General features: G+C 62.6%; 17 protein-coding genes. 12 read left to right on the top strand and 5 right to left on the bottom strand.

Annotation, left to right across the window (positions count from 1 at the left end):
• Positions 1-171: 171 nt before the first annotated feature.
• Entirely contained in the window at positions 172-1,578 is a 1,407-nt protein-coding gene (locus tag APH25_RS11895) for a PLP-dependent aminotransferase family protein (protein ID WP_060482083.1), read from the bottom strand.
• Positions 1,579-1,743: 165 nt separating this feature from the next.
• Between APH25_RS11895 and APH25_RS11890 the strand changes: the two genes are divergently transcribed.
• The 5 genes from APH25_RS11890 to APH25_RS24945 are packed head-to-tail and all read left to right on the top strand — an operon-like array spanning position 1,744 to position 6,816.
• On the top strand, positions 1,744-3,756 hold the full coding sequence (locus APH25_RS11890) for a DUF2849 domain-containing protein (protein WP_060482082.1): 2,013 nt from the start codon (positions 1,744-1,746) through the stop codon (positions 3,754-3,756).
• Entirely contained in the window at positions 3,746-4,222 is a 477-nt protein-coding gene (locus APH25_RS11885) for a DUF934 domain-containing protein (RefSeq protein ID WP_028634618.1), read from the top strand. The genes APH25_RS11890 and APH25_RS11885 overlap by 11 nt, the downstream gene beginning before the upstream one ends.
• 3 nt (positions 4,223-4,225) lie before the next feature.
• A complete protein-coding gene (locus APH25_RS11880) occupies positions 4,226-5,644 on the top strand; it encodes a cytochrome ubiquinol oxidase subunit I (RefSeq protein WP_060482081.1) in 1,419 nt (472 codons plus the stop codon).
• Between the two features lie 18 nt (positions 5,645-5,662).
• Positions 5,663-6,670: a cytochrome d ubiquinol oxidase subunit II gene (gene cydB, locus APH25_RS11875; protein ID WP_060482080.1), complete on the top strand. Its 1,008-nt coding sequence runs from the start codon at positions 5,663-5,665 to the stop codon at positions 6,668-6,670.
• Positions 6,670-6,816 carry a DUF2474 domain-containing protein gene (locus tag APH25_RS24945; RefSeq protein WP_080667881.1) on the top strand — a complete coding sequence of 49 codons (147 nt, stop codon included), beginning with the start codon at positions 6,670-6,672 and terminating at the stop codon, positions 6,814-6,816. Before cydB ends, APH25_RS24945 begins: the two co-directional genes overlap by 1 nt.
• 136 nt (positions 6,817-6,952) lie before the next feature.
• Here the strand turns inward: APH25_RS24945 and APH25_RS11870 are convergent, their stop codons facing one another.
• The 3 genes from APH25_RS11870 to APH25_RS11860 all read right to left on the bottom strand — a co-directional run bounded on the left by APH25_RS11870 (position 6,953) and on the right by APH25_RS11860 (position 9,427).
• Entirely contained in the window at positions 6,953-7,594 is a 642-nt protein-coding gene (locus APH25_RS11870; RefSeq protein WP_028634621.1) for a 3-oxoacid CoA-transferase subunit B, read from the bottom strand.
• 8 nt (positions 7,595-7,602) lie between these two features.
• The gene (locus tag APH25_RS11865) at positions 7,603-8,298 is read right to left on the bottom strand and encodes a 3-oxoacid CoA-transferase subunit A (protein WP_060482079.1); all 696 of its coding nucleotides are present in this window, start codon (positions 8,296-8,298) and stop codon (positions 7,603-7,605) included.
• Between the two features lie 184 nt (positions 8,299-8,482).
• Positions 8,483-9,427: a LysR family transcriptional regulator gene (locus APH25_RS11860; RefSeq protein ID WP_060482078.1), complete on the bottom strand. Its 945-nt coding sequence runs from the start codon at positions 9,425-9,427 to the stop codon at positions 8,483-8,485.
• A 165-nt stretch (positions 9,428-9,592) separates the two neighbouring features.
• Between APH25_RS11860 and mdlC the strand changes: the two genes are divergently transcribed.
• From mdlC to APH25_RS11845, 3 genes are all read left to right on the top strand, one after another.
• Complete coding sequence (mdlC, locus tag APH25_RS11855; protein ID WP_060482077.1) at positions 9,593-11,182, top strand: benzoylformate decarboxylase; 1,590 nt, start codon at positions 9,593-9,595, stop codon at positions 11,180-11,182.
• A gap of 64 nt (positions 11,183-11,246) precedes the next feature.
• Entirely contained in the window at positions 11,247-12,581 is a 1,335-nt protein-coding gene (locus APH25_RS11850) for an aromatic acid/H+ symport family MFS transporter (protein WP_060482076.1), read from the top strand.
• Between the two features lie 87 nt (positions 12,582-12,668).
• On the top strand, positions 12,669-13,577 hold the full coding sequence (locus APH25_RS11845; protein ID WP_060482075.1) for a ketopantoate reductase family protein: 909 nt from the start codon (positions 12,669-12,671) through the stop codon (positions 13,575-13,577).
• On the opposite strand, the gene APH25_RS11840 is transcribed toward APH25_RS11845, so the two are convergent.
• Positions 13,574-14,443, bottom strand: a complete 870-nt coding sequence (locus APH25_RS11840; RefSeq protein WP_033728130.1) for a helix-turn-helix domain-containing protein — start codon at positions 14,441-14,443, stop codon at positions 13,574-13,576. The two genes, APH25_RS11845 and APH25_RS11840, sit on opposite strands and share 4 nt — an antisense overlap.
• A gap of 133 nt (positions 14,444-14,576) precedes the next feature.
• Here APH25_RS11840 and pobA point away from each other — a divergent pair, with 133 nt between their 5' ends.
• The 4 genes from pobA (at position 14,577) to APH25_RS11820 (ending at position 19,061) form a co-directional block, all read left to right on the top strand.
• Positions 14,577-15,761 carry a 4-hydroxybenzoate 3-monooxygenase gene (gene pobA, locus APH25_RS11835; protein WP_060482074.1) on the top strand — a complete coding sequence of 395 codons (1,185 nt, stop codon included), beginning with the start codon at positions 14,577-14,579 and terminating at the stop codon, positions 15,759-15,761.
• Positions 15,762-15,825: 64 nt separating this feature from the next.
• The gene (locus tag APH25_RS11830; RefSeq protein WP_028634628.1) at positions 15,826-17,301 is read left to right on the top strand and encodes an aldehyde dehydrogenase family protein; all 1,476 of its coding nucleotides are present in this window, start codon (positions 15,826-15,828) and stop codon (positions 17,299-17,301) included.
• An 18-nt stretch (positions 17,302-17,319) separates the two neighbouring features.
• The gene (locus APH25_RS11825) at positions 17,320-18,093 is read left to right on the top strand and encodes a coniferyl-alcohol dehydrogenase (protein WP_060482073.1); all 774 of its coding nucleotides are present in this window, start codon (positions 17,320-17,322) and stop codon (positions 18,091-18,093) included.
• A gap of 182 nt (positions 18,094-18,275) precedes the next feature.
• Positions 18,276-19,061: an EAL domain-containing protein gene (locus APH25_RS11820; RefSeq protein ID WP_060482072.1), complete on the top strand. Its 786-nt coding sequence runs from the start codon at positions 18,276-18,278 to the stop codon at positions 19,059-19,061.
• Positions 19,062-19,065 lie beyond the last annotated feature (4 nt).

Below are 19,065 nucleotides of genomic sequence, written 5' to 3'. Positions count from 1 at the left end.
CGCCATCTCGGCGACTGACCCGATCGCAGATGTTTTGCTGCAACGTTGATGAATCTGAATTGATGCGCAATGCAGCTTCTCTTTCCGTGAAGTGGGCGCGCGTGCATCAAACGCTTGAAGAACGGTTTTCTGCACAAGCCCGCTGACGCGGGCCTTGTGCACTGCAACCCCCTACACAAACGTTCGCGACTCACGCCGACGATCCTGGTTAAGCAACGCCTCGATCTTCTGCAGCGCACGCCCCAGTTCAGCCTGGTCCTTGGCGCCACCCAAGGATATACGCAAGCAATTGGGCGCAGGTACAGCCGCTGCAAACGACTGCCCGCCGGCCACGCTCACCCCCTGCTCGCGCAGCGCATGGGTGAACAGCTCCTGGTTCCACTGCGTCGGCAGTTCAAGCCACACGTGCAGCCCGGTCGGGTGCGTCTGGTACGGGTGCGACAGCAGCGTGCGCGCCAGCCGCTGTCGCGCGCGGGTTTCGCGCTGAATTTCCTGCACCAGCTGCGTTGCGCTGCCACTGTTGATCCATTGCTCAACCAGCGCCAGCAGCAGGGCGGAGCAGCCCATGCTCGAGGCGCGCAGGCTGAGCTGCAATTGCTGGCCATCGTCCCCGTGCGGGGGTAACACGAACGACGTGCGCAAACTTGGCCATAGGCATTTGGACAAGGAGGCCAAGTAATAGGTGTTGCGCCGCCCAGTGAGCGTGGCGATCGGTGGCGGGGCATCGTCGAGCAGATAGCGGTAGGGGTCGTCCTCGATCAAGGTGATGCCGCGTCGCAGTATCACGTCGGCAATCTCCTGGCGCCTGCCCAATGGCATGGTGTGCGCCGTCGGGTTGTGGAACGTCGGATTGAGGTACAGCAGCCGTGCGCCGCTCTCCTGGCAGGCATGTTCCAGGGCGTCGGGTTGCATGCCGTCCGCGCAGCTCGCCACTGGACAGAGCTGCACGCCAAGCTGCTCGGCTGCCAGCAACAAACCTGGGTAGGTGACGGCGTCGCACAGCACCGCATCCCCTGGGTGTGTCCTTGCGCTGAGTATCGCGAAGATCGCCGCCTGCGAACCCGAACACACCACCAGGCCTTCGCCGCTCAGCTCGCCGATGGCAGGGCGCAGCCAGCTTTGGGCAGCGTGCAGCAGTGAGCGCGGCGGCAACTCATGCTGGTAAATCGAAAGCGCCTCGATGCTATGGCGGGCAAACAGCTCAGCCATTGCACTGCCTGCTTGTTCGGTCATAGAGCCATTGGCCGGTTGTGGCGGAATGTTCATGGCCAGGTCGACGTTCAAGGGCAGGTCAGGGTTACTGCCCCCCATGACGAACGACCCACGCCCGGTATACGACGCGATCAAGCCACGGTTACGCGCTTCGTTGTAGGCGCGGGTAATGGTGGTGAGGTCGACGCCCAGGTGCGCCGCAAGCGTGCGTTGCGGGGGCAGGGCATCCCCCTGCTGAAGAAATCCAGATTGTATGGATTTTTCCAGCATATCTATTATCTGTATGTATTTTGCTCCGGATCCTGCGGTGAATGGCCTTGTCCAGGCAATTTCACTAGTCAAAGTCGATTCATCACGAGGGCTCATAGCACTTCCTACAGTTGTAAATCCATACGCTCAGGAATATCATGGCATACGTTTTCTAAATATTCCATACAATCAAATAGAGTATGGATTTATGCGTAGGCACCGGTATGGCGCTGCAGGTTGCAACCATAAGCGCTTCCGGGTTGCCAGTCATGGAGATGTTTGATGAGCGACTGCCATCTGATCTGTGCCAACCGTCTGGATGACGGTGCTGTGGTGTGGCTGGATGCACAGTATGAATGGGTTGAAAGCGTGTGCCTGGCTGCTGTTTTTAGCCCTGATGCGCTGCCTGCCGCCAATGATGCTGCACAGGCCTGGGTACGCGACAACCATGTGGTTGGCCCGCTGCCTTGTGCGGCATCGCTGGTAGACGGCGTGCCCGTACCCCATAGCCTGCGCGAGCGGCTGCGGGCACAGGGGCCCTCTATCCGCACCGACCTGGGTAAACAGGCGCAGGCAGCACGCCCAAGCGCGGGCGCCTCGAGTGAACGGCCGCTCGTGCCGATGGCGGCCGGTAAGGCAGGGGTCTACCAGTACGACCCGTTCGAGCGCGACTTCCTCAAGGCGCGCGCGCAGCAGTTTGGTCAGCAGGTGGCCAGGCGCCTCAGTGGCGAGCTGGACGAAGAGGCGTTCAAAGTCTATCGGCTGATGAACGGCCTGTACCTGCAATTGCACGGGTACATGCTGCGGGTAGCGATCCCGTACGGCACCCTGAGCGCGGTGCAACTGCGCCAGCTGGCCTACGTGGCGCACACCTACGACAAAGGCTACGGTCACCTCACCACGCGCCAGAACATTCAGTTCAACTGGCCGCACCTGGCCGACACACCGGAAATACTGTCGGTGCTGGCCGACGCCGATCTGCACTGTATCCAGACCAGCGGCAACTGCATTCGGAACGTGACCACCGACCACTTTGCCGGCGCTGCCGCCGACGAGGTGGTCGACCCGCGGGTGCACGCCGAGATTCTGCGCCAGTGGTCCACCGACCACCCGGAATTCACCTACCTGCCGCGCAAGTTCAAGATCGCCATGACCGGCAGCCCTAAAGACCGCGCTGCGGTGCGCTTTCATGACATCGGCATCCTTGCGCAGCGCAATGCCCTGGGCGAGGTGGGTTTCGAGGTATACGCCGGGGGTGGCCTGGGGCGTACGCCAATCGTCGGCACGCGAGTACGCCAATGGTTGCCCGAGCGCGACCTGTTGCGTTACGTCGAGGCGATCCTGCGGGTGTACAACGCCCTGGGGCGGCGCGACAACCTGTACAAGGCGCGTATCAAGATACTGGTACGTGAACTCAAGCCCGGCCGTTTCATCGAGATGATCGAGCATGAGTTCTGCAGCCTGCCGAGTGACCGCCAGTACCTGGAACCCGAGATCGTCCAGGCCATCCACGCGCGTTTCGTGCAACCGGCCTTCGAGTCGCTGCCCGGGCTGTGCGATGAGTATTTGACTGCACGCGCCGAAGACCCGGCATTCGCTGCCTGGGTGCGCACCAATACCCACCCGCACAAGCAGCCTGGCTATATCAGTGCGGTAGTTTCCCTGAAACCGCCAGGGGGCATTCCGGGCGACGTCAGCGCCGAGGAAATGCTGCAGGTGGCTGACCTCGCCGAAGCTTACTCGCTGAACGAGATTCGCGTGTCCCACGAGCAAAACCTGGTGCTGCCGCACATACGCCAGCGCGACCTGTACGCGGTGTGGCAAGCACTGCGCGCGGCGGGCCTGGCAACGGCCAACGTGGGCTTGTTGTCTGACTCTATCGCCTGCCCGGGCATGGATTACTGCAGCCTTGCCACCGCCCGCTCGGTGCCGGTTGCGCAGCGCATCGCCCAGCGCTTCGATGGCCCCCGCCAGCGTGAAATCGGTGAGTTGAAGCTCAACGTCTCCGGTTGCATCAACGCCTGCGCTCACCACCATGTAGCGCATATCGGCATCCTGGGCCTGGACAAGGCAGGCCATGAAAATTACCAGATCACCTTGGGCGGCAGCGCTGAGGAAGACGCGGCGGTGGGCACCATCCTCGGGCGCTCCGTGCCTTATGAGCAAGTGCCCGAGGTGATCGAAGCGCTCATTGATATCTACCTGGCCCTGCGCCAGGCGGATGAGCGCTTCCTCGACACCTATCGGCGGGTGGGTATAGCGCCGTTCAAGGAGGTGCTGCGTGATGCTCATTGATCGACACGGCCTGCCGCAGCACGACCCGTGGCATTACTTGGCCTGCGACGAGACGCCTTCCTTCTCCCCCAGCACCGTGGTGCACCCGCCGCAATGGAACGACTACCACATGCGCTTCGGGCTGCCGGCCCAGGGCCTGTGGCTGGCCGGCGACCAGGCGCTTGAAGAGGTGCAGGCGGTGCTCGGGCAACTGACCCTGATCGTGGTGGAGTTTGCAAAATCCCGTGATGGCCGTGGGTTCACCTTGGCGCGCCTGTTGCGCGAACGCCACGGTTTCACCGGCGACCTGCGAGCGGCCGGGCCGTTGTTGCCCGACCAGTTCGCAATGCTCATGCAGTGCGGTTTCAGCAGTGTGCTGGTGTCGCCTGCCATTCCCCTGGTGCGTTGGCAGGAAGCCGCAGTCGCCATTCAACACGCCCGACCGAGGACCCTGCTCGAGCGCCTTTCCCAACGTAATGAGGTATAAGCCGTGTCTGGCCTGACAGCGCTTGAACTGGCCCGCATACAGTTCGGTTTCACCGTGACGTTTCATATCGTCTTCCCGGCAATCACCATCGGCCTGGCGGCATTTTTGGCCATGCTGGAAGGGTTGTGGTTGTGGAAAAAAGACGACGCCTACCTCGACCTCTACCACTTCTGGTCGAAAATCTTCGCCGTCAACTTCGCCATGGGCGTGGTGTCCGGGCTGGTGATGGCCTATCAGTTTGGTACCAACTGGAGTTTCTATTCGCAGTTCGCGGGCAGCATCACCGGCCCGTTGCTCACCTACGAGGTGCTCACCGCCTTCTTCCTCGAAGCCGGCTTCCTCGGTGTGATGCTGTTCGGCTGGCACAAGGTCGGGCGCGGGCTGCATTTTTTCGCCACGGTGATGGTCGCAGTCGGCACGATGATTTCGGCCACCTGGATTCTTGCCTCCAATAGCTGGATGCAAACGCCCCAGGGGCACGAGGTGGTCAACGGTGTAGTGATCCCGGTGGACTGGCTCGCGATCATCTTCAACCCGTCCTTCCCCTATCGCCTGGCGCACATGGTCACCGCCGCCATGTTGTCGACAGCGCTGTTCGTCGGCGCTTCGGGCGCATGGCACCTGCTCAGGGGCAACAAGACCCCGGCGGTGAAACGCATGTTCTCGATGGCGTTGTGGATGCTGCTGTTCACTGCGCCGTTGCAGGTGCTGATCGGTGACGTGCATGGCCTGAATACGCTCAAGCACCAGCCGGCAAAGATCGCTGCTGTCGAGGGCCACTGGGCCAACGTACCGGGTGAAGGGGTACCGCTGATTCTCTTCGGGCTGCCGGACATGGACGCGGAAACCACCCGCTTCAAGGTCGAGATCCCGCGGTTGGCGAGCCTGATCTTGACCCACTCGCTGGATGGGCAGATAGCCGGCCTGAAAGACTTCCCGCGTGAAGACCGGCCCAACGCCACCGTGCTGTTCTGGAGCTTCCGGGTGATGGTCGGGCTTGGCCTGCTGATGGTGCTGCTTGGCGGCTGGGGCGCCTGGGTGCGCTGGCGCGGCCGCTTGTACCAGTCGCCGATGCTGGCACGCTTCGCCCTGTGGATGGGGCCGTCAGGCCTGATCGCCTTGCTGGCGGGTTGGTATGTGACCGAAATCGGCCGCCAGCCTTGGGTGGTGTATGGGCTGATGCGCACCAAGGACGCGGTTTCCGAGCATTCGGCAATGACCCTCAGCATCGGCCTGGTTGTGCTGGTGGTGATGTACCTGGGCATCTTCGGCACGGGCATCGGCTACATGCTGCGCCTGGTGCGCAAAGGGCCACAGCCACATGAGCCGCACCCTGTGGACATCGCTGACAACCAGCGCCCGGCCCGTCCGCTGTCGGCAGTGGACGAGTCGCTCTATTCCGCCCCCAACACCACACATTGACTGACGGGAGACGTTGTCATGGGTATTGATCTTCCGCTGATCTGGTTTCTGATCATCGGCTTTGGGGTGATGATGTATGTCATCACCGACGGCTTCGACCTGGGGATTGGCATTCTTTTTCCCTTCATCCGTGACCGTGAACACCGCGACACCATGGTCAACACCGTGGCGCCGGTGTGGGACGGCAACGAGACCTGGCTGGTGCTGGGCGGGGCCGGCTTGATGGCGGCCTTTCCGAAGGTCTACGCGATCCTGCTGAGCGCGCTGTACCTGCCGGCGCTGGGCCTGCTGGCCGGGCTTATCTGGCGGGGCGTGTCGTTCGAGTTCCGCTTCAAGGCCGACGAGGCGCACAAGCCATTCTGGGACCGCGCATTCATGTCCGGCTCGTTCGCCGCAGCGTTCTTCCAGGGCGTGATTCTGGGGGCGTTCATCGAAGGCCATCAGATCGTCGATGGCGCCGCTACCAATGGCGTCATGAGCTGGCTGACATTGTTCAACGTGTTCTGCGGGTTGGGCGTGGTGGTGGCCTACGCGCTGCTGGGGGCCACCTGGCTAGTGTACAAGACGGAAGGGCCACTGCAGGCTAGTATCATTCGCGCCGCCACGCCGATCACCCTGGCCACGGTGGTGACCATGCTGGTGGTCAGCATCTGGACGCCGATGACGCACCCGGCCATCTTCGAGCGCTGGTTCAGCCTGCCGAACTTCTGGTTCTTCCTGCCGGTACCCCTGCTGGTGCTATTGGCCACCTGGGCGATTTTGCGCTCGCTGCGCGGCGAGCCGCACGCCGGGCCGTTCGTATGGTCGCTGGTGCTGGTGTTCCTCGGCTACACCGGGCTGGTCATCAGCATCTGGCCTTACGTGCTACCGCCCAGCCTGACCCTCTGGGATGCCGCAGGCCCTCCAGAGAGCCTGGGCTTCGCCTTGGTGGGGGCGCTGTTCATCATCCCGTTCATCCTCGGGTACTCAGCGTGGTCGTATTACGTATTTCGCGGCAAGGTCAAGGTGGGCGAGGGCTATCACTGATGAGAAAGCCCAACCCCCAATCCTCGCCAGGTACGTTCAACAGGCTTCTGTGGATGGTGGGCATCTGGGGCGTCAGTGTTGCCGCGCTTGGCGTCCTGGCCATGGCTGTACGCCTGGCCATGTCGCTGGCCGGCATGAAGCCTTGATGGCCACGCCTCATTAGGCGTTCTGGTAAAAGCTGGCCACCGGCAGTGGCCAGCTTCCCTTTACAGGCCCTGCCAGCCCAAGAGCAATGCCGGGGTCAATGGTTAACGGCTCTGCAGGCAAGGCAGGCAATAAAACTCATTCGATCAGTGGCACGCCACTGAGCGCCTGTAATGCCTCGAACGAGAGGTCTGCGCAGATTTCCACGACTTTCAGCCCATCAGGCGTCACGTCCAGTACAGCCAGGTCCGTGTAGATGCGGCTCACGCAGCCAATACCCGTCAGCGGGTAAGTGCACGCGGGCACCAGCTTGCTTTCGCCAGTCTTGGTCAGGTGGTCCATCATCACGAACACCTGGCGGGCGCCGGTGGCCAGGTCCATCGCGCCGCCCACGGCCGGGATCGAGCCTTCGGCGCCGGTGTGCCAGTTGGCCAGGTCGCCCTTGACCGAGACCTGAAACGCCCCCAGCACGGCGATGTCCAGGTGGCCGCCACGCATCATCGAGAACGAGTCGGCATGGTGGAAGTAGGCGCCACCGGTAAGCAGCGTCACGTGCTGTTTGCCGGCGTTTATCAGGTCGTCATCTTCCTCGCCAGGTGCCGGGCTTGGTCCCATCCCCAGCAGGCCATTTTCGCTGTGCAAAAACACTTCTTTGTCGCCCAGGTAGTTTGCTACCAGGGTGGGCGCGCCGATGCCCAGGTTCACATAGGCGCCTTCCTGGATATCTGCGGCCACGCGTTGGGCCATTTCGGCACGGGAGAGCTTTTTGTTGATGGTCATGGCAGGCCTCAGGATACGTGAGCGATTGGAGCGGTGGTGGCGTCAGGGACGGCAACCACGCGCTGGACGAAAATACCCGGGGTGATGATATGTTCCGGGTCCAGCTCGCCCAGCTCGACGATCTGGTCAACCTGAACGATCGCGGTCTTGGCGGCCATGGCCATGATGGGTCCGAAGTTGCGTGCGGCCTTGCGGTAGGTCAGGTTGCCCCAGCGGTCCCCTCTGTGCGCCTTGATCAAGGCGAAGTCAGCATGCAGCGGCATCTCCAGAACATACTGGCGGCCATCGATTTCACGGGTTTCCTTGCCCTCGGCAAGCAGGGTGCCGTAGCCCGTCGGTGAAAAGAAGGCACCAATGCCTGACCCCGCGGCGCGAATGCGTTCAGCCAGGTTACCTTGGGGCACCACTTCCAGTTCGATTTCGCCGGCGCGGTACAGGGCGTCGAACACGTAGGAATCTGACTGGCGCGGGAACGAGCAGATGATCTTGCGCACGCAGCCGGCCTTGAGCAAGGCGGCCAGGCCGGTGTCACCGTTACCCGCGTTGTTGCTGATGATGGTCAGCTCACGAGGCCGCAGGGCGATCAGCCCGTCGATGAGTGCAGAGGGCATACCTGCGTTGCCGAAACCACCGATCAGGAGGGTTGATCCGTCGGTGATGCCTGCCAAGGCGCTGGCGATGGACGAATGCGTTTTGTCGATCAAAGCGGGACTCCCCGTGAGTTCAGATGAAAGTTTCGGCACGAGGGATGGTAATAATCCGAATAGCGCCTGAAACGGATTGCAATTTCCGGACAGTTTGACTTAACCCGGAAACGCCGCCGAGAGGCGTGGGCTACTTGTGGGCGATTAACGAACCGTTGTTCAACAGCCCACTGTAGCTTGGCGGTCATGTACCCGTGTCGCTGACCGCGGTGAGTTTCTGGGCATCCAGGCTGCCAAGGCTGGTTTGTAACTGCCGCAGGAACCAGGTCAGGGCTGTGGATTGGGCGCTACGCGAGTGCCAGTGCAAGGACACTTCGAAACTCGGTACGTCGAATGGCAGTTCGAGGGTCTTGAGCTTTCTGGGTAACGGCATTTCGCAAAAGCTTTCGGCAATCTGGCTGGGCAGAATGCCCAGCAGGTCGCTGCCGGGAATCAGCCGTGGAAGCACCGAAAAATGGGGCAGCCGCAGTTTTATCCGGCGCTCCACGCCCAGGCGTTTCAGCGCATCTTCGGCCATGCCATGGCCAGAGGTGCGGGTAACCAGCACGTGGGGTTCGGCGAGGAACTGTTGCATGTTGATGGCATCCCCAATGCGGGGGTGAGCGGCATCGAGCAGGCAGACATAACGCTCCTTCATCAGCACGCGGGAAACCACGCCGTTGTCACTGAGCTTTTGGCTGCAGATAGCGGCATCGATATGACCGTCGTTGAGCCAGGTGCCAACCTTGTCAATTTCCAGGGGCACGACTTCCAGCTCGATGTTCGGCGCTGCTCGGCCAAGGCAATCCATCAGCCGAGGTAACAGTGCCATCTCGCCCAGGTCCGATAGGGCCAGGCGGAATTGTCGCTGTGAGTGGCCGGGGTCGAACTTGCGTGCCTCGCCCACCGCCGAGTCGATTGCGCGGGAAGCCTCCTTGAAGCTGCCGTAGAGCTGGGTGGCCAGCCGGGTGGGTTGCATGCCCTGGCGGTTGCGCACGAACAAAGCGTCATCGAACTGCTCCCTGAGCTTGGCCAAGGCGTAGCTCACCGACGGCTGGGTAACGAACAGCCGCTGCGCCGTGGTGGTCACGCTGCGGGTTTCGTACAGGGTGATGAAAGTGGTGATGAGGTTGAGGTCGAAGCTGGCCATGGTCGTGGTTGTCCGTGCACGGGTGGCGGGTGAGGGGGCGAGCGCGTAGCTGGCGCGCTCACTAACATAGGCAGTATTTATACAGCATCACTAAAACATTTATTTGATCGATCTATAGGCCGTTCATAGAGTGGAAGCTTCAAGACATACGCGGACCCTAGCCTCATGCAAACCATTCACTCCGCCGCCTACACGCTGCTTCGGCGCCATGGCATGACTACCCTCTTCGGCAACCCAGGCTCGAACGAACTGCCATTCCTCAAGTCGTTCCCCGAGGACTTCCAGTATGTGCTGGGCCTGCACGAAGGCGCGGTGGTGGGCATGGCCGACGGCTATGCACTGGCCAGCGGCAAGCCGGCCTTCGTCAACCTGCATGCTGCCGCGGGTACCGGCAATGGCATGGGCGCGCTGACCAACGCCTGGTATTCGCACAGCCCGCTGGTGATCACCGCTGGCCAGCAAGTGCGGCCGATGATCGGGGTGGAAGCCATGCTGGCCAACGTCGACGCGGTGCAATTGCCCAAGCCGCTGGTCAAGTGGAGCTACGAGCCCGCCAACGCCCAGGACGTGCCCCGCGCGCTGAGCCAGGCCATCCACTACGCCAACACCACGCCGAAAGCGCCGGTGTACCTGTCCATCCCGTACGACGATTGGGATGCACCTTGCGCACCGGGTGTGGAGCACCTGTTCGAGCGCCAGGTGCAGGTTGCCGGCACGCCCGATGCTGCGCAGTTGCAAGCGTTGATCGGGCAGCTGAACCAGGCCCGTAACCCGGTGCTGGTGCTGGGGCCGGAAGTAGATGCCACGCAGAGCAACGCGGCGGCAGTTGCCCTGGCCGACAAGCTGCACCTGCCGGTGTGGATAGCGCCGTCGGCCTCGCGCTGCCCGTTCCCCACCCGCCACCCCAGTTTTCGGGGCGTACTGCCGGCGGCCATCGCCGGCATCAGCAAGACCCTCGACGGCCACGACCTGATCGTGGTGGTTGGCGCCCCGGTGTTCCGTTATCACCAATTTGCCCCGGGTGACTATCTGCCTGCCGGTGCTCGGCTGCTGCACATCACCTCCGACCCGCAGGAAGCCGCCCGTGCGCCGATGGGTGATGCATTGATTGGCGACATTGCCGTCACCCTGCAGGCGCTGGCGGGCGGCGTGGCGCAGCAGTCGCGCAGCTACCCTGAGGCACTGCCCGTGCCGCCCCCGGTGGCTGACGAGCCTCGCCACCTGCGCCCCGAAACCCTCTTCGATGTGCTGGATGCCGTAGCCCCGCACGACGCCATCTACGTCAAGGAATCCACCTCGACCACCAGCGCCTTCTGGCAGCGCATGAACCTGCGGCACCCGGGCAGTTATTACTTCCCTGCCGCCGGCGGCCTGGGCTTTGGCCTGCCCGCGGCGGTGGGCGTGCAGTTGGCGCAACCGCAGCGCCGGGTAGTCGCACTGATCGGTGATGGCTCTGCCAACTACGGCATCACTGCCCTGTGGACCGCTGCCCAGTACTGCGTGCCGGTGGTGTTCATCATCCTCAAGAACGGCACCTACGGTGCCTTGCGCTGGTTCGCCGGGGTGCTCAAGGCCGAAGACGCGCCTGGCCTGGACGTGCCTGGCCTGGATTTCTGCGCCATCGCCAAGGGCTATGGCGTGAAGGCGGTGCACACCGACACCTGCGCCAGTTTCGAAGCCGCTTTGCGCGCAGCGCTGGATGCCAACGAACCGACCCTCATCGAGGTGCCGACTGTCACCATTGAACCTCACTGATCGGCAGCCTGGGGGCCATCGAATCCCTCAGCACCCATTTACATAACAACAAGAAGACATCGCCATGACCCAAAAACGTGCGCTGGACGTCGCAGGGGCCGCGCCCCTCGGCAAACTTCATTACACACTGCTGTTCTGGTGCTCTTTCATCATGCTGTTCGACGGCTACGACCTGGTCATCTACGGCTCGGTGGTACCACGGCTGATGGAGGCGTGGGCGCTAACGCCCGTCATCGCCGGCTGGATGGGCAGCGCGGCGCTGTTCGGCATGATGTTCGGTGCTGTGGTGGTCGGCCCGCTGGCGGACCGGCTTGGCCGGCGCAAGGTGATCATCTGCTCCATGGGCCTTGCCAGCCTGCGCGCGCTGATGACGGCGTTCACCTGGGACGCGCCGAGTTTTGCCCTGGCCCGCTTCGTCACCGGCGTAGGCCTGGGCGGCGCGATTCCCAACATCGTTGCCCTGATGAACGACCTGGCGCCCACCGCCCGGCGCAGTTCGCTCACTACCATCATGCTCAGCTTCTATTCGATCGGCGCGATGATCTCTGCGCTGGTGGCCATGCTGATCATCCCGCGCTACGGCTGGGAAGCAACCTTCATCATCGGTGGGCTGCCACTGCTGTGCCTGCCTTGGCTGGCGCGGCAATTGCCCGAGTCGCTGCACTACCTGCTGGAGAAGGACCCGGCTGGCGCAAGCCGTTTGCTCACCCGCATTGACCCACAGGTGACCAGCAGCCAGGTCAGTTTCGAAGCGCCGGTCAGAACATCATCTGCCGCGCCGCTCTCGCGCTTGTTCGTCGAAGGCCGGGGTGTTGGCACTGTGTTCCTGTGGCTGGGCTTTGGCATGTGCATGCTGATGGTTTACGGCCTCAACACCTGGTTGCCGAAAATCATGGTCGCCGGTGGCTTCGAGCTGGGCTCGAGCCTGATGTTCCTGGTCACCCTCAACATCGGCGCCACCATCGGTGCGCTGGGCGGTGGCTGGTTGGCCGACCGCTGGGGCTGCAAGCCAACATTGATGCTGTTCTTCCTGCTTGCCGTGGTGTCGCTGTGCATCCTGGGGGTCAAGCCCGGCCCGGTGCTGCTGAACATCATGTTGCTGATTGCCGGCGCTACCACCATCGGCACCCTGGCGGTCATGCACGCCTTCGCCGCCCAGCAGTATCCCAGCGAGATTCGCGCCACCGGGGTCAGCTGGTGCTCGGCAATCGGCCGCTTTGGCGGCGTTGCCGGGCCGACCCTGGGCGGGGTGATGATGAGCATGAACCTGCCATTGCAGCTCAATTTCATCCTGTGCGCCGCGCCTGGGGCGGTGGCGATCTTCGCCATTGCGATGATTCGCAAGCGCCGCGCTGCCGTGCCTGCTGCACCGGGCCGGGCGCTGCAGGCGCGTTCCTGACCTGACCCGGTAGATTGTGCCGTTTCAACAACGTGAGTTCCCCTTGGGTTTTTTCCTGTGTCGATTCATCTATCCGAAGGAGCAGCGATGAAAATTGCGATTGTGGGTGCAGGGGCAATGGGCGGGTTATTCGGTGCGCGCCTGGCGTTGGCAGGGCAGGCTGTGTCACTCGTCGAAGCCTCCGACCACGCCATCGAGGTCATTACCCGCCAGGGGCTGCGGCTGGAAACGCCGGATGTGCAAACCACCGTGCAGATCCCGATCAGCCGCGCTGCGCAGTTGTCAGGGCACTTCGACTTGCTGGTGATCTTCACCAAAGGCTTTCACACCGCCGCAGCCATCGACTCGGTGCGCCACCTGGTAGGCCCCGACACCTGGGCCTTGTCGGTGCAGAACGGGTTAGGCAATGCCGAGATCATTGCCGGCGTGGTACCTGCCGAACGCGTGATCGTGGGCATGACCAATTTGCCGGCAGACCTGGTGGCGCCAGGTGTGGTGCACAGTCATGGGGAAGGGCACATCAACCTCTGGGCTGGCAGTGGCAAGGACGCGCAGCGCGTGCATGAGGTGGCGGCCGTGTTCAGCCGGGCCGGGTTGCCCTGTGAAGCCGACCCGCAAGTGCAGGTGGCCATATGGGAAAAGGTGGCGTTCAACGCGGCGCTCAACTCGGTGTGCGCCGTCACTCGCCAGACTGTCGGCGCGGTGGGCAGCACCGAGCAGGGCCGACAGGTGCTTGGCGATATCCTGGATGAAACGGTAGCGGTCGCCAAGGCTGCCGGTATCGCTGTCGATGGCCAGAGGGTGCGCGCGTCGGTGGACTACGCGGTGCGCAATCACCAACAGCACAAGCCGTCGATGCTGCAAGACCTGGAAGCCGGGCGCAAAACCGAGATCGATTTCATCAATGGCGCCGTGGTCGCTCACGGCAAGCGTGTGGGCGTAGCCACGCCGGTACTGCAGGCGCTGTACAACCTGGTCAAAGCCAGCGAAGGCTAGGCCTCGCGCCGTTGCAGGCGGAACGCCTTGGGCGTCAGCCCGGTGGCCCGCTTGAAGAAGCGCGAGAAATACGCCTGCTCGGCAAAGCCCAGGCTGTCGGCGACCTGGCCGATGGTCATGGAGGTGTACACCAGGTTGCGCTTGGCCTCCAGCACCACCCGCTGGTTCACCTGCTGTAACGCCGATTGCCCGGTCAGTTGCCGGCACAGGGCGTTGAGGTGAGCGACGCTGACGCCGATCTGCCGGGCGTAGTGCTCGATCTGCTGGTGCTCGCGAAAGTGCCGCTCGATCAACTGCGTCAGGTGGTCCAGGTGCTGCTGGCCGCGCTCTCTGGGTTTGGCGATGTGCTGCACGCGTTCGCGTGAGCGGCGCGACAGCCACACCAGCAGCGCGCAGATCACCGACTGCAGCATCAGATCGCGCTCCGGGCGCTGCTGGAGGTATTCCTCGGTCAGTTGGCCAAACAGGTCATCGAGGTAGCGGCGGTCGTCACCTGCCCAGTAGCACTCGGCCTGGGCCATGGGTTTGCCTTCGAGCAACGGCGTGAAGCGCTCCAGCACCGGTTTGGCCAGGCTGATCACATAGCCCTGTATATCTTCGGAAAAGCGAAAGCCATGAATGCTCATCACCGGTACCACCTGCAAGGCGCCGCCGCTGATCTGCTGCTCAACGCCTTCGACCAGCACGTGGGCCTGCCCGGCCTGCACATACAGCAACTGGGCAAGGTCGCCATGGCGGTGGGTCTTGATTTCCCAGTCGTGTAGGCGGCTGCGCTCGGGGATGGACTCGCAGTGGATCAGGTCCGGGGTTGGCCAGGACGTCTCGCCATACAGCTTGAAGACTGGAACACCCTTGGCAGCCAACATACGCAATCCTCGGTAATCCTCGAAAAGTCCAACAAATAAAGCAGAAATTGCCTTCTTCTGGGAGCTTTATCTGCGAAAAATACAGAACGACAAATCGTAACCCAGAGCCTGTCGGCTCATGAGGATAAAAACAATGAAGACTCAAATTGCCATTATTGGTGCCGGTCCGTCCGGGCTGCTGCTGGGCCAGCTGCTGCACAAGGCGGGTATCGACAACATCATCATCGAGCGCCAAAGCCCCGACTACGTGCTTGGCCGCATCCGTGCCGGCGTGCTGGAGCAGGGTATGGTCGACCTGCTGCGTGAAGCCGGTGTCGGCGAACGCATGGACCGCGAAGGGTTGGTGCACGACGGCTTCGAACTGGCGTTCGACAACCGCGTCGAACACATCAACCTGCGCGAGTTGACGGGCGGCAAGACCGTCATGATCTACGGCCAGACCGAGGTCACCCGCGACCTGATGGAAGCGCGCAGTGCCAGCGGTGCTCCCACCTACTACGATGCGGCCGACGTGCAGTTGCACGAACTCAAGGGCCTGAAACCCTATGTCACCTTCGTTCAGGATGGCCAGCCGGTCCGCATCGAGTGTGACCTGATCGCTGGCTGTGACGGTTACCACGGCGTTTCGCGCAAATCGATCCCTGACGGTGTGCTCAAGGAGTTCGAGCGGGTGTACCCGTTCGGCTGGCTGGGCGTACTGGCCGATACGCCTCCGGTGAATGACGAGCTGATCTACGCCAGCCACGAGCGCGGCTTTGCCTTGTGCAGCATGCGTTCGCCAACCCGCACCCGCTACTACGTGCAGGTCGCCAGCGAAGAAAAAGTCGAGGACTGGTCCGACCAGCGCTTCTGGGACGAGCTGAAAAGCCGCTTGCCCAAGCCGGTCGCCGACAAGCTGATCACGGGCCCGTCCATCGAAAAGAGCATCGCGCCGCTGCGCAGCTTCGTGGTCGAACCTATGCAATACGGGCACTTGTTCCTGGTGGGCGATGCCGCGCACATCGTGCCGCCCACCGGTGCCAAAGGGCTTAACCTGGCTGCCAGCGACGTCAGCACGCTGTACCACATCTTGCTCAAGTACTACCGCGAAGGGCGCCAGGACCTGCTCGAACGCTACTCGCAGATCTGCCTGCGCCGGGTCTGGAAGGCTGAGCGTTTCTCCTGGTGGATGACCTCGATGCTGCACCAGTTCCCCGGCACCGACGCCTTCAGCCAGCGCATGCAACAAACTGAACTGGACTATTACGTAGGCTCTGAGGCTGGGCGCAAGTCCATCGCCGAGAACTACGTTGGCTTGCCTTACGAGCCGGTGGAGTGACACCCCTGGCGGTGCGATCGACGACTTATCAGACGATGAGCGCAATTCTTATAAGAGGTAACTCATGACTCACCTTGCCACGCAATTCCCTGTCTTCTCCCAGCAGTTCATTGCCGGCCAATGGCGCGACGGCCGCGATGGCAGTGTGCTGCACGTGACCAACCCGTTCGATGGCAGCCAACTGGCACAGATCGTCCAGGCGGACCGCGATGATCTTGACGAGGCCTACCGCAAGGCCGCTGAAGCGCAGGTGAAATGGGCCGCTACCGGCCCGGCCGAACGAGCTGCCGTGATGCACCGAGCGGTGCAACTGTTCGATGAGCACCGCGAAGCGATCATCGACTGGATCATCCGCGAGTCTGGCAGTACCCGCATCAAGGCGCAGATCGAGTGGGGCGCAGCCCGCGGTATCACCCTGGAGTCGGCGTCGTTCCCAGCGCGCGTGCACGGCCGCCTGCTGCCGTCCAACGTGCCGGGCAAGGAGAACCGCGTGTACCGCGAGGCGCTGGGCGTGGTGGGCGTGATCAGCCCGTGGAACTTCCCGCTGCACTTGTCGCAACGTTCCGTGGCACCCGCCCTGGCGCTGGGCAACGCGGTGGTGATCAAGCCGGCCAGCGATACGCCGGTGACCGGTGGGCTGCTGTTGGCCAGCCTCTACGAGGCTGCCGGCCTGCCCGCGGGACTGCTCAGTGTGGTGGTAGGCGCCGGGTCCAAGATCGGCAACGCCTTCGTCGAACATGAGGTGCCCAAGTTCATCTCGTTCACGGGTTCCACCCCGGTGGGCCTGAACATCGGCCGCCTGGCCTCCGGTGGCCAGCACCTCAAGCACGTGGCCCTTGAGCTGGGTGGCAACAGCCCGTTCGTGGTGCTGGCCGATGCCGACCTGGAGCAGGCGGTGAATGCAGCAGTGATGGGCAAGTTTCTGCACCAGGGGCAGATTTGCATGGCGATCAACCGCATCATCGTCGAAGACGCCCTGCACGATGCCTTCGTCGAGCGTTATGCCGAGCGCGTCAAGGCGCTGAAAGTGGGCAACCCGCATGACGCCGATACGGTGGTCGGGCCCATCATCAACGCCAAGCAGCTGCAAGGCCTGCTGGAGAAGGTGGCGCGTGCCAAGGAGGAGGGTGCCCGTGTGGTGGTGGAAGGTGACGTACAGGGCCAGTTACTGCCGCCCCACGTATTTGCCGACGTTACCAAGGACATGGAAATCGCCCGCGAAGAGATCTTTGGCCCGCTGGTGGGCATTCAGCGGGCCCGTGACGAAGCTCACGCCCTGGCGTTGGCCAACGACAGCGAGTTCGGCCTGTCCAGCGCTGTGTTCAGCGGTAACCTTGAGCGTGCCGTGCGTTTCGCCCGCCAGGTCAAGGCAGGCATGACCCACGTCAACGACATCCCGGTCAATGACGAGGCTCATGCGCCGTTCGGCGGTGAAAAAAACTCGGGCCTCGGGCGCTTCAACGGCGACTGGGCCATCGAGGAATTCACCACCGATCACTGGGTCAGCGTGCAAGGCAGCCCGCGCCGCTACCCCTTCTGATGCTGACGGAGAATGCTCATGCTCAACGGTAAAAAGTTGGTCATTACCGGTGTCGCCTCTGGCATCGGCGAACAAACTGCGCAACTGGCACGTGCCCAGGGCGCCTGCGTCATTGGCGTGGACATCAACCGGCCCAAGGTCGAGGTCGACCAGTTCATCCAGGCCGACCTGTCGTCACAGGCCTCCATCGACAGCCTGCTCGGCCAACTGCCGGACGGCATCGATGGCCTGGCCAACATCGCGGGGTTGCCACCCACGCTCAATGCCGAGTTGGTGCTCAAGGTCAACCTGGTGGGCCTGAAGTACCTGACCCTCGGCCTGGTACCGCAACTGGCCGACAATGCCGCCATCGTCAACCTGGCATCGCTGGCCGGTGTTGGCTGGCCACAGTCGGTCACGGCCATCCACGACAGCGAGCACCTGAGCTTTTCCGGTACCGCGGCCTTCTGCACCCGCCATGAGATCGTGGGGGCGCGTAGCTACTTCTTCTCCAAGGAAGCACTGATCGCCTGGACCCTGCAGCACCGCTGGACTTGGCGCGAACGGGGTATTCGCATGAATGCGGTAAGCCCGGGCCCGGTGGACACGCCGATTCTCAAGGACTTCATCGAAACCCTGGGCGCCCGCGCCGAGGAAGACATGAAAACCATGGACCGGCCTGGCCGTGCCAGCGACATTGCTCCGGTGGTGGCCTTTCTGCTAAGCGACGGTTCGCGCTGGATGCGCGGCACCAATGTGGCGGTAGACGGGGGGATGCATTCGCATATTCTGGCCAGCAGCAACGGCCTCTGAGTTCAGTGATCGGCGTCTCCCCAACTTGACAGGGGCTGCTATGCAGCCCACTGTCAACTTCCAGATATGGCAATTTGCTACTTTCTGCCCCCACTCCCTGCACGTATGCCCATTCCCGCGGTCCAAGCGCATACCAGACTCACATCCGCACACGTACCGCTCAAGACGCTGTAGGAGGCCACATGCCCGCGCTCATATTCCCCCAGCCCTTCGAAGCGATCGGTTGCAAACAATGCCGAGAACTGGCCGACCTGGGTTTTGGCATCACCATGGCGTTCCAGCCCATCGTCCACCAGCCCACTGGCAAGCCTTACGCCTACGAGGCACTGGTAAGGGGGTTGGCAGGGGAGGGCGCGGGAGAAATCCTGGCCAAGGTCACACCTGAAAACCTTTACCGTTTCGACCAGGCCTGCCGTGTCAAAGCCATCGAGAAGGCCGCCGAACTGGGGCTCAACCGTGTGGAGGCGTGCAAGCTCAGCATCAACTTTTTGCCCAATGCGGTTTACCGCCCCAGTACCTGCATCAGGGCAACGCTGGAGGCCTCACGGCAGTTCGACTTCCCGGCCGACCGGCTGATCTTCGAAGTCACCGAGGGTGAGCGGGTGGAAGATACCGAGCACCTGAAGTCAATTTTTCGCGAATACGGGCGGCAAGGCTTCACCACCGCCATCGACGATTTTGGCTCAGGCTACTCGGGGCTGAACCTGCTGGCAGAGTTCCAGCCCGACCTGTTGAAACTGGACATGGCCCTGACACGCAAGCTGTGCCGCGACCCTGTTCGCCAAGCCATCGTTGCGGGGATCGTGTTGGTCGCTCAGCGGCTGGGTATCCTCCTGGTGGCGGAGGGCGTGGAGACTGAAGCTGAATGTGATGCACTGGCGGCATTGGGGATTGAGCTTATGCAGGGTTACTACTTTGCCCGGCCTGCCATCGACAGCCTGCCGCTGATCGAACGCCTGCGCAGCTGACTAA

This window comes from Pseudomonas sp. NBRC 111119 (genome assembly GCF_001320125.1).
Classification (GTDB): Bacteria; Pseudomonadota; Gammaproteobacteria; order Pseudomonadales; family Pseudomonadaceae; genus Aquipseudomonas; species Aquipseudomonas parafulva.
This window is presented reverse-complemented; position numbering and strand designations above follow the sequence as displayed.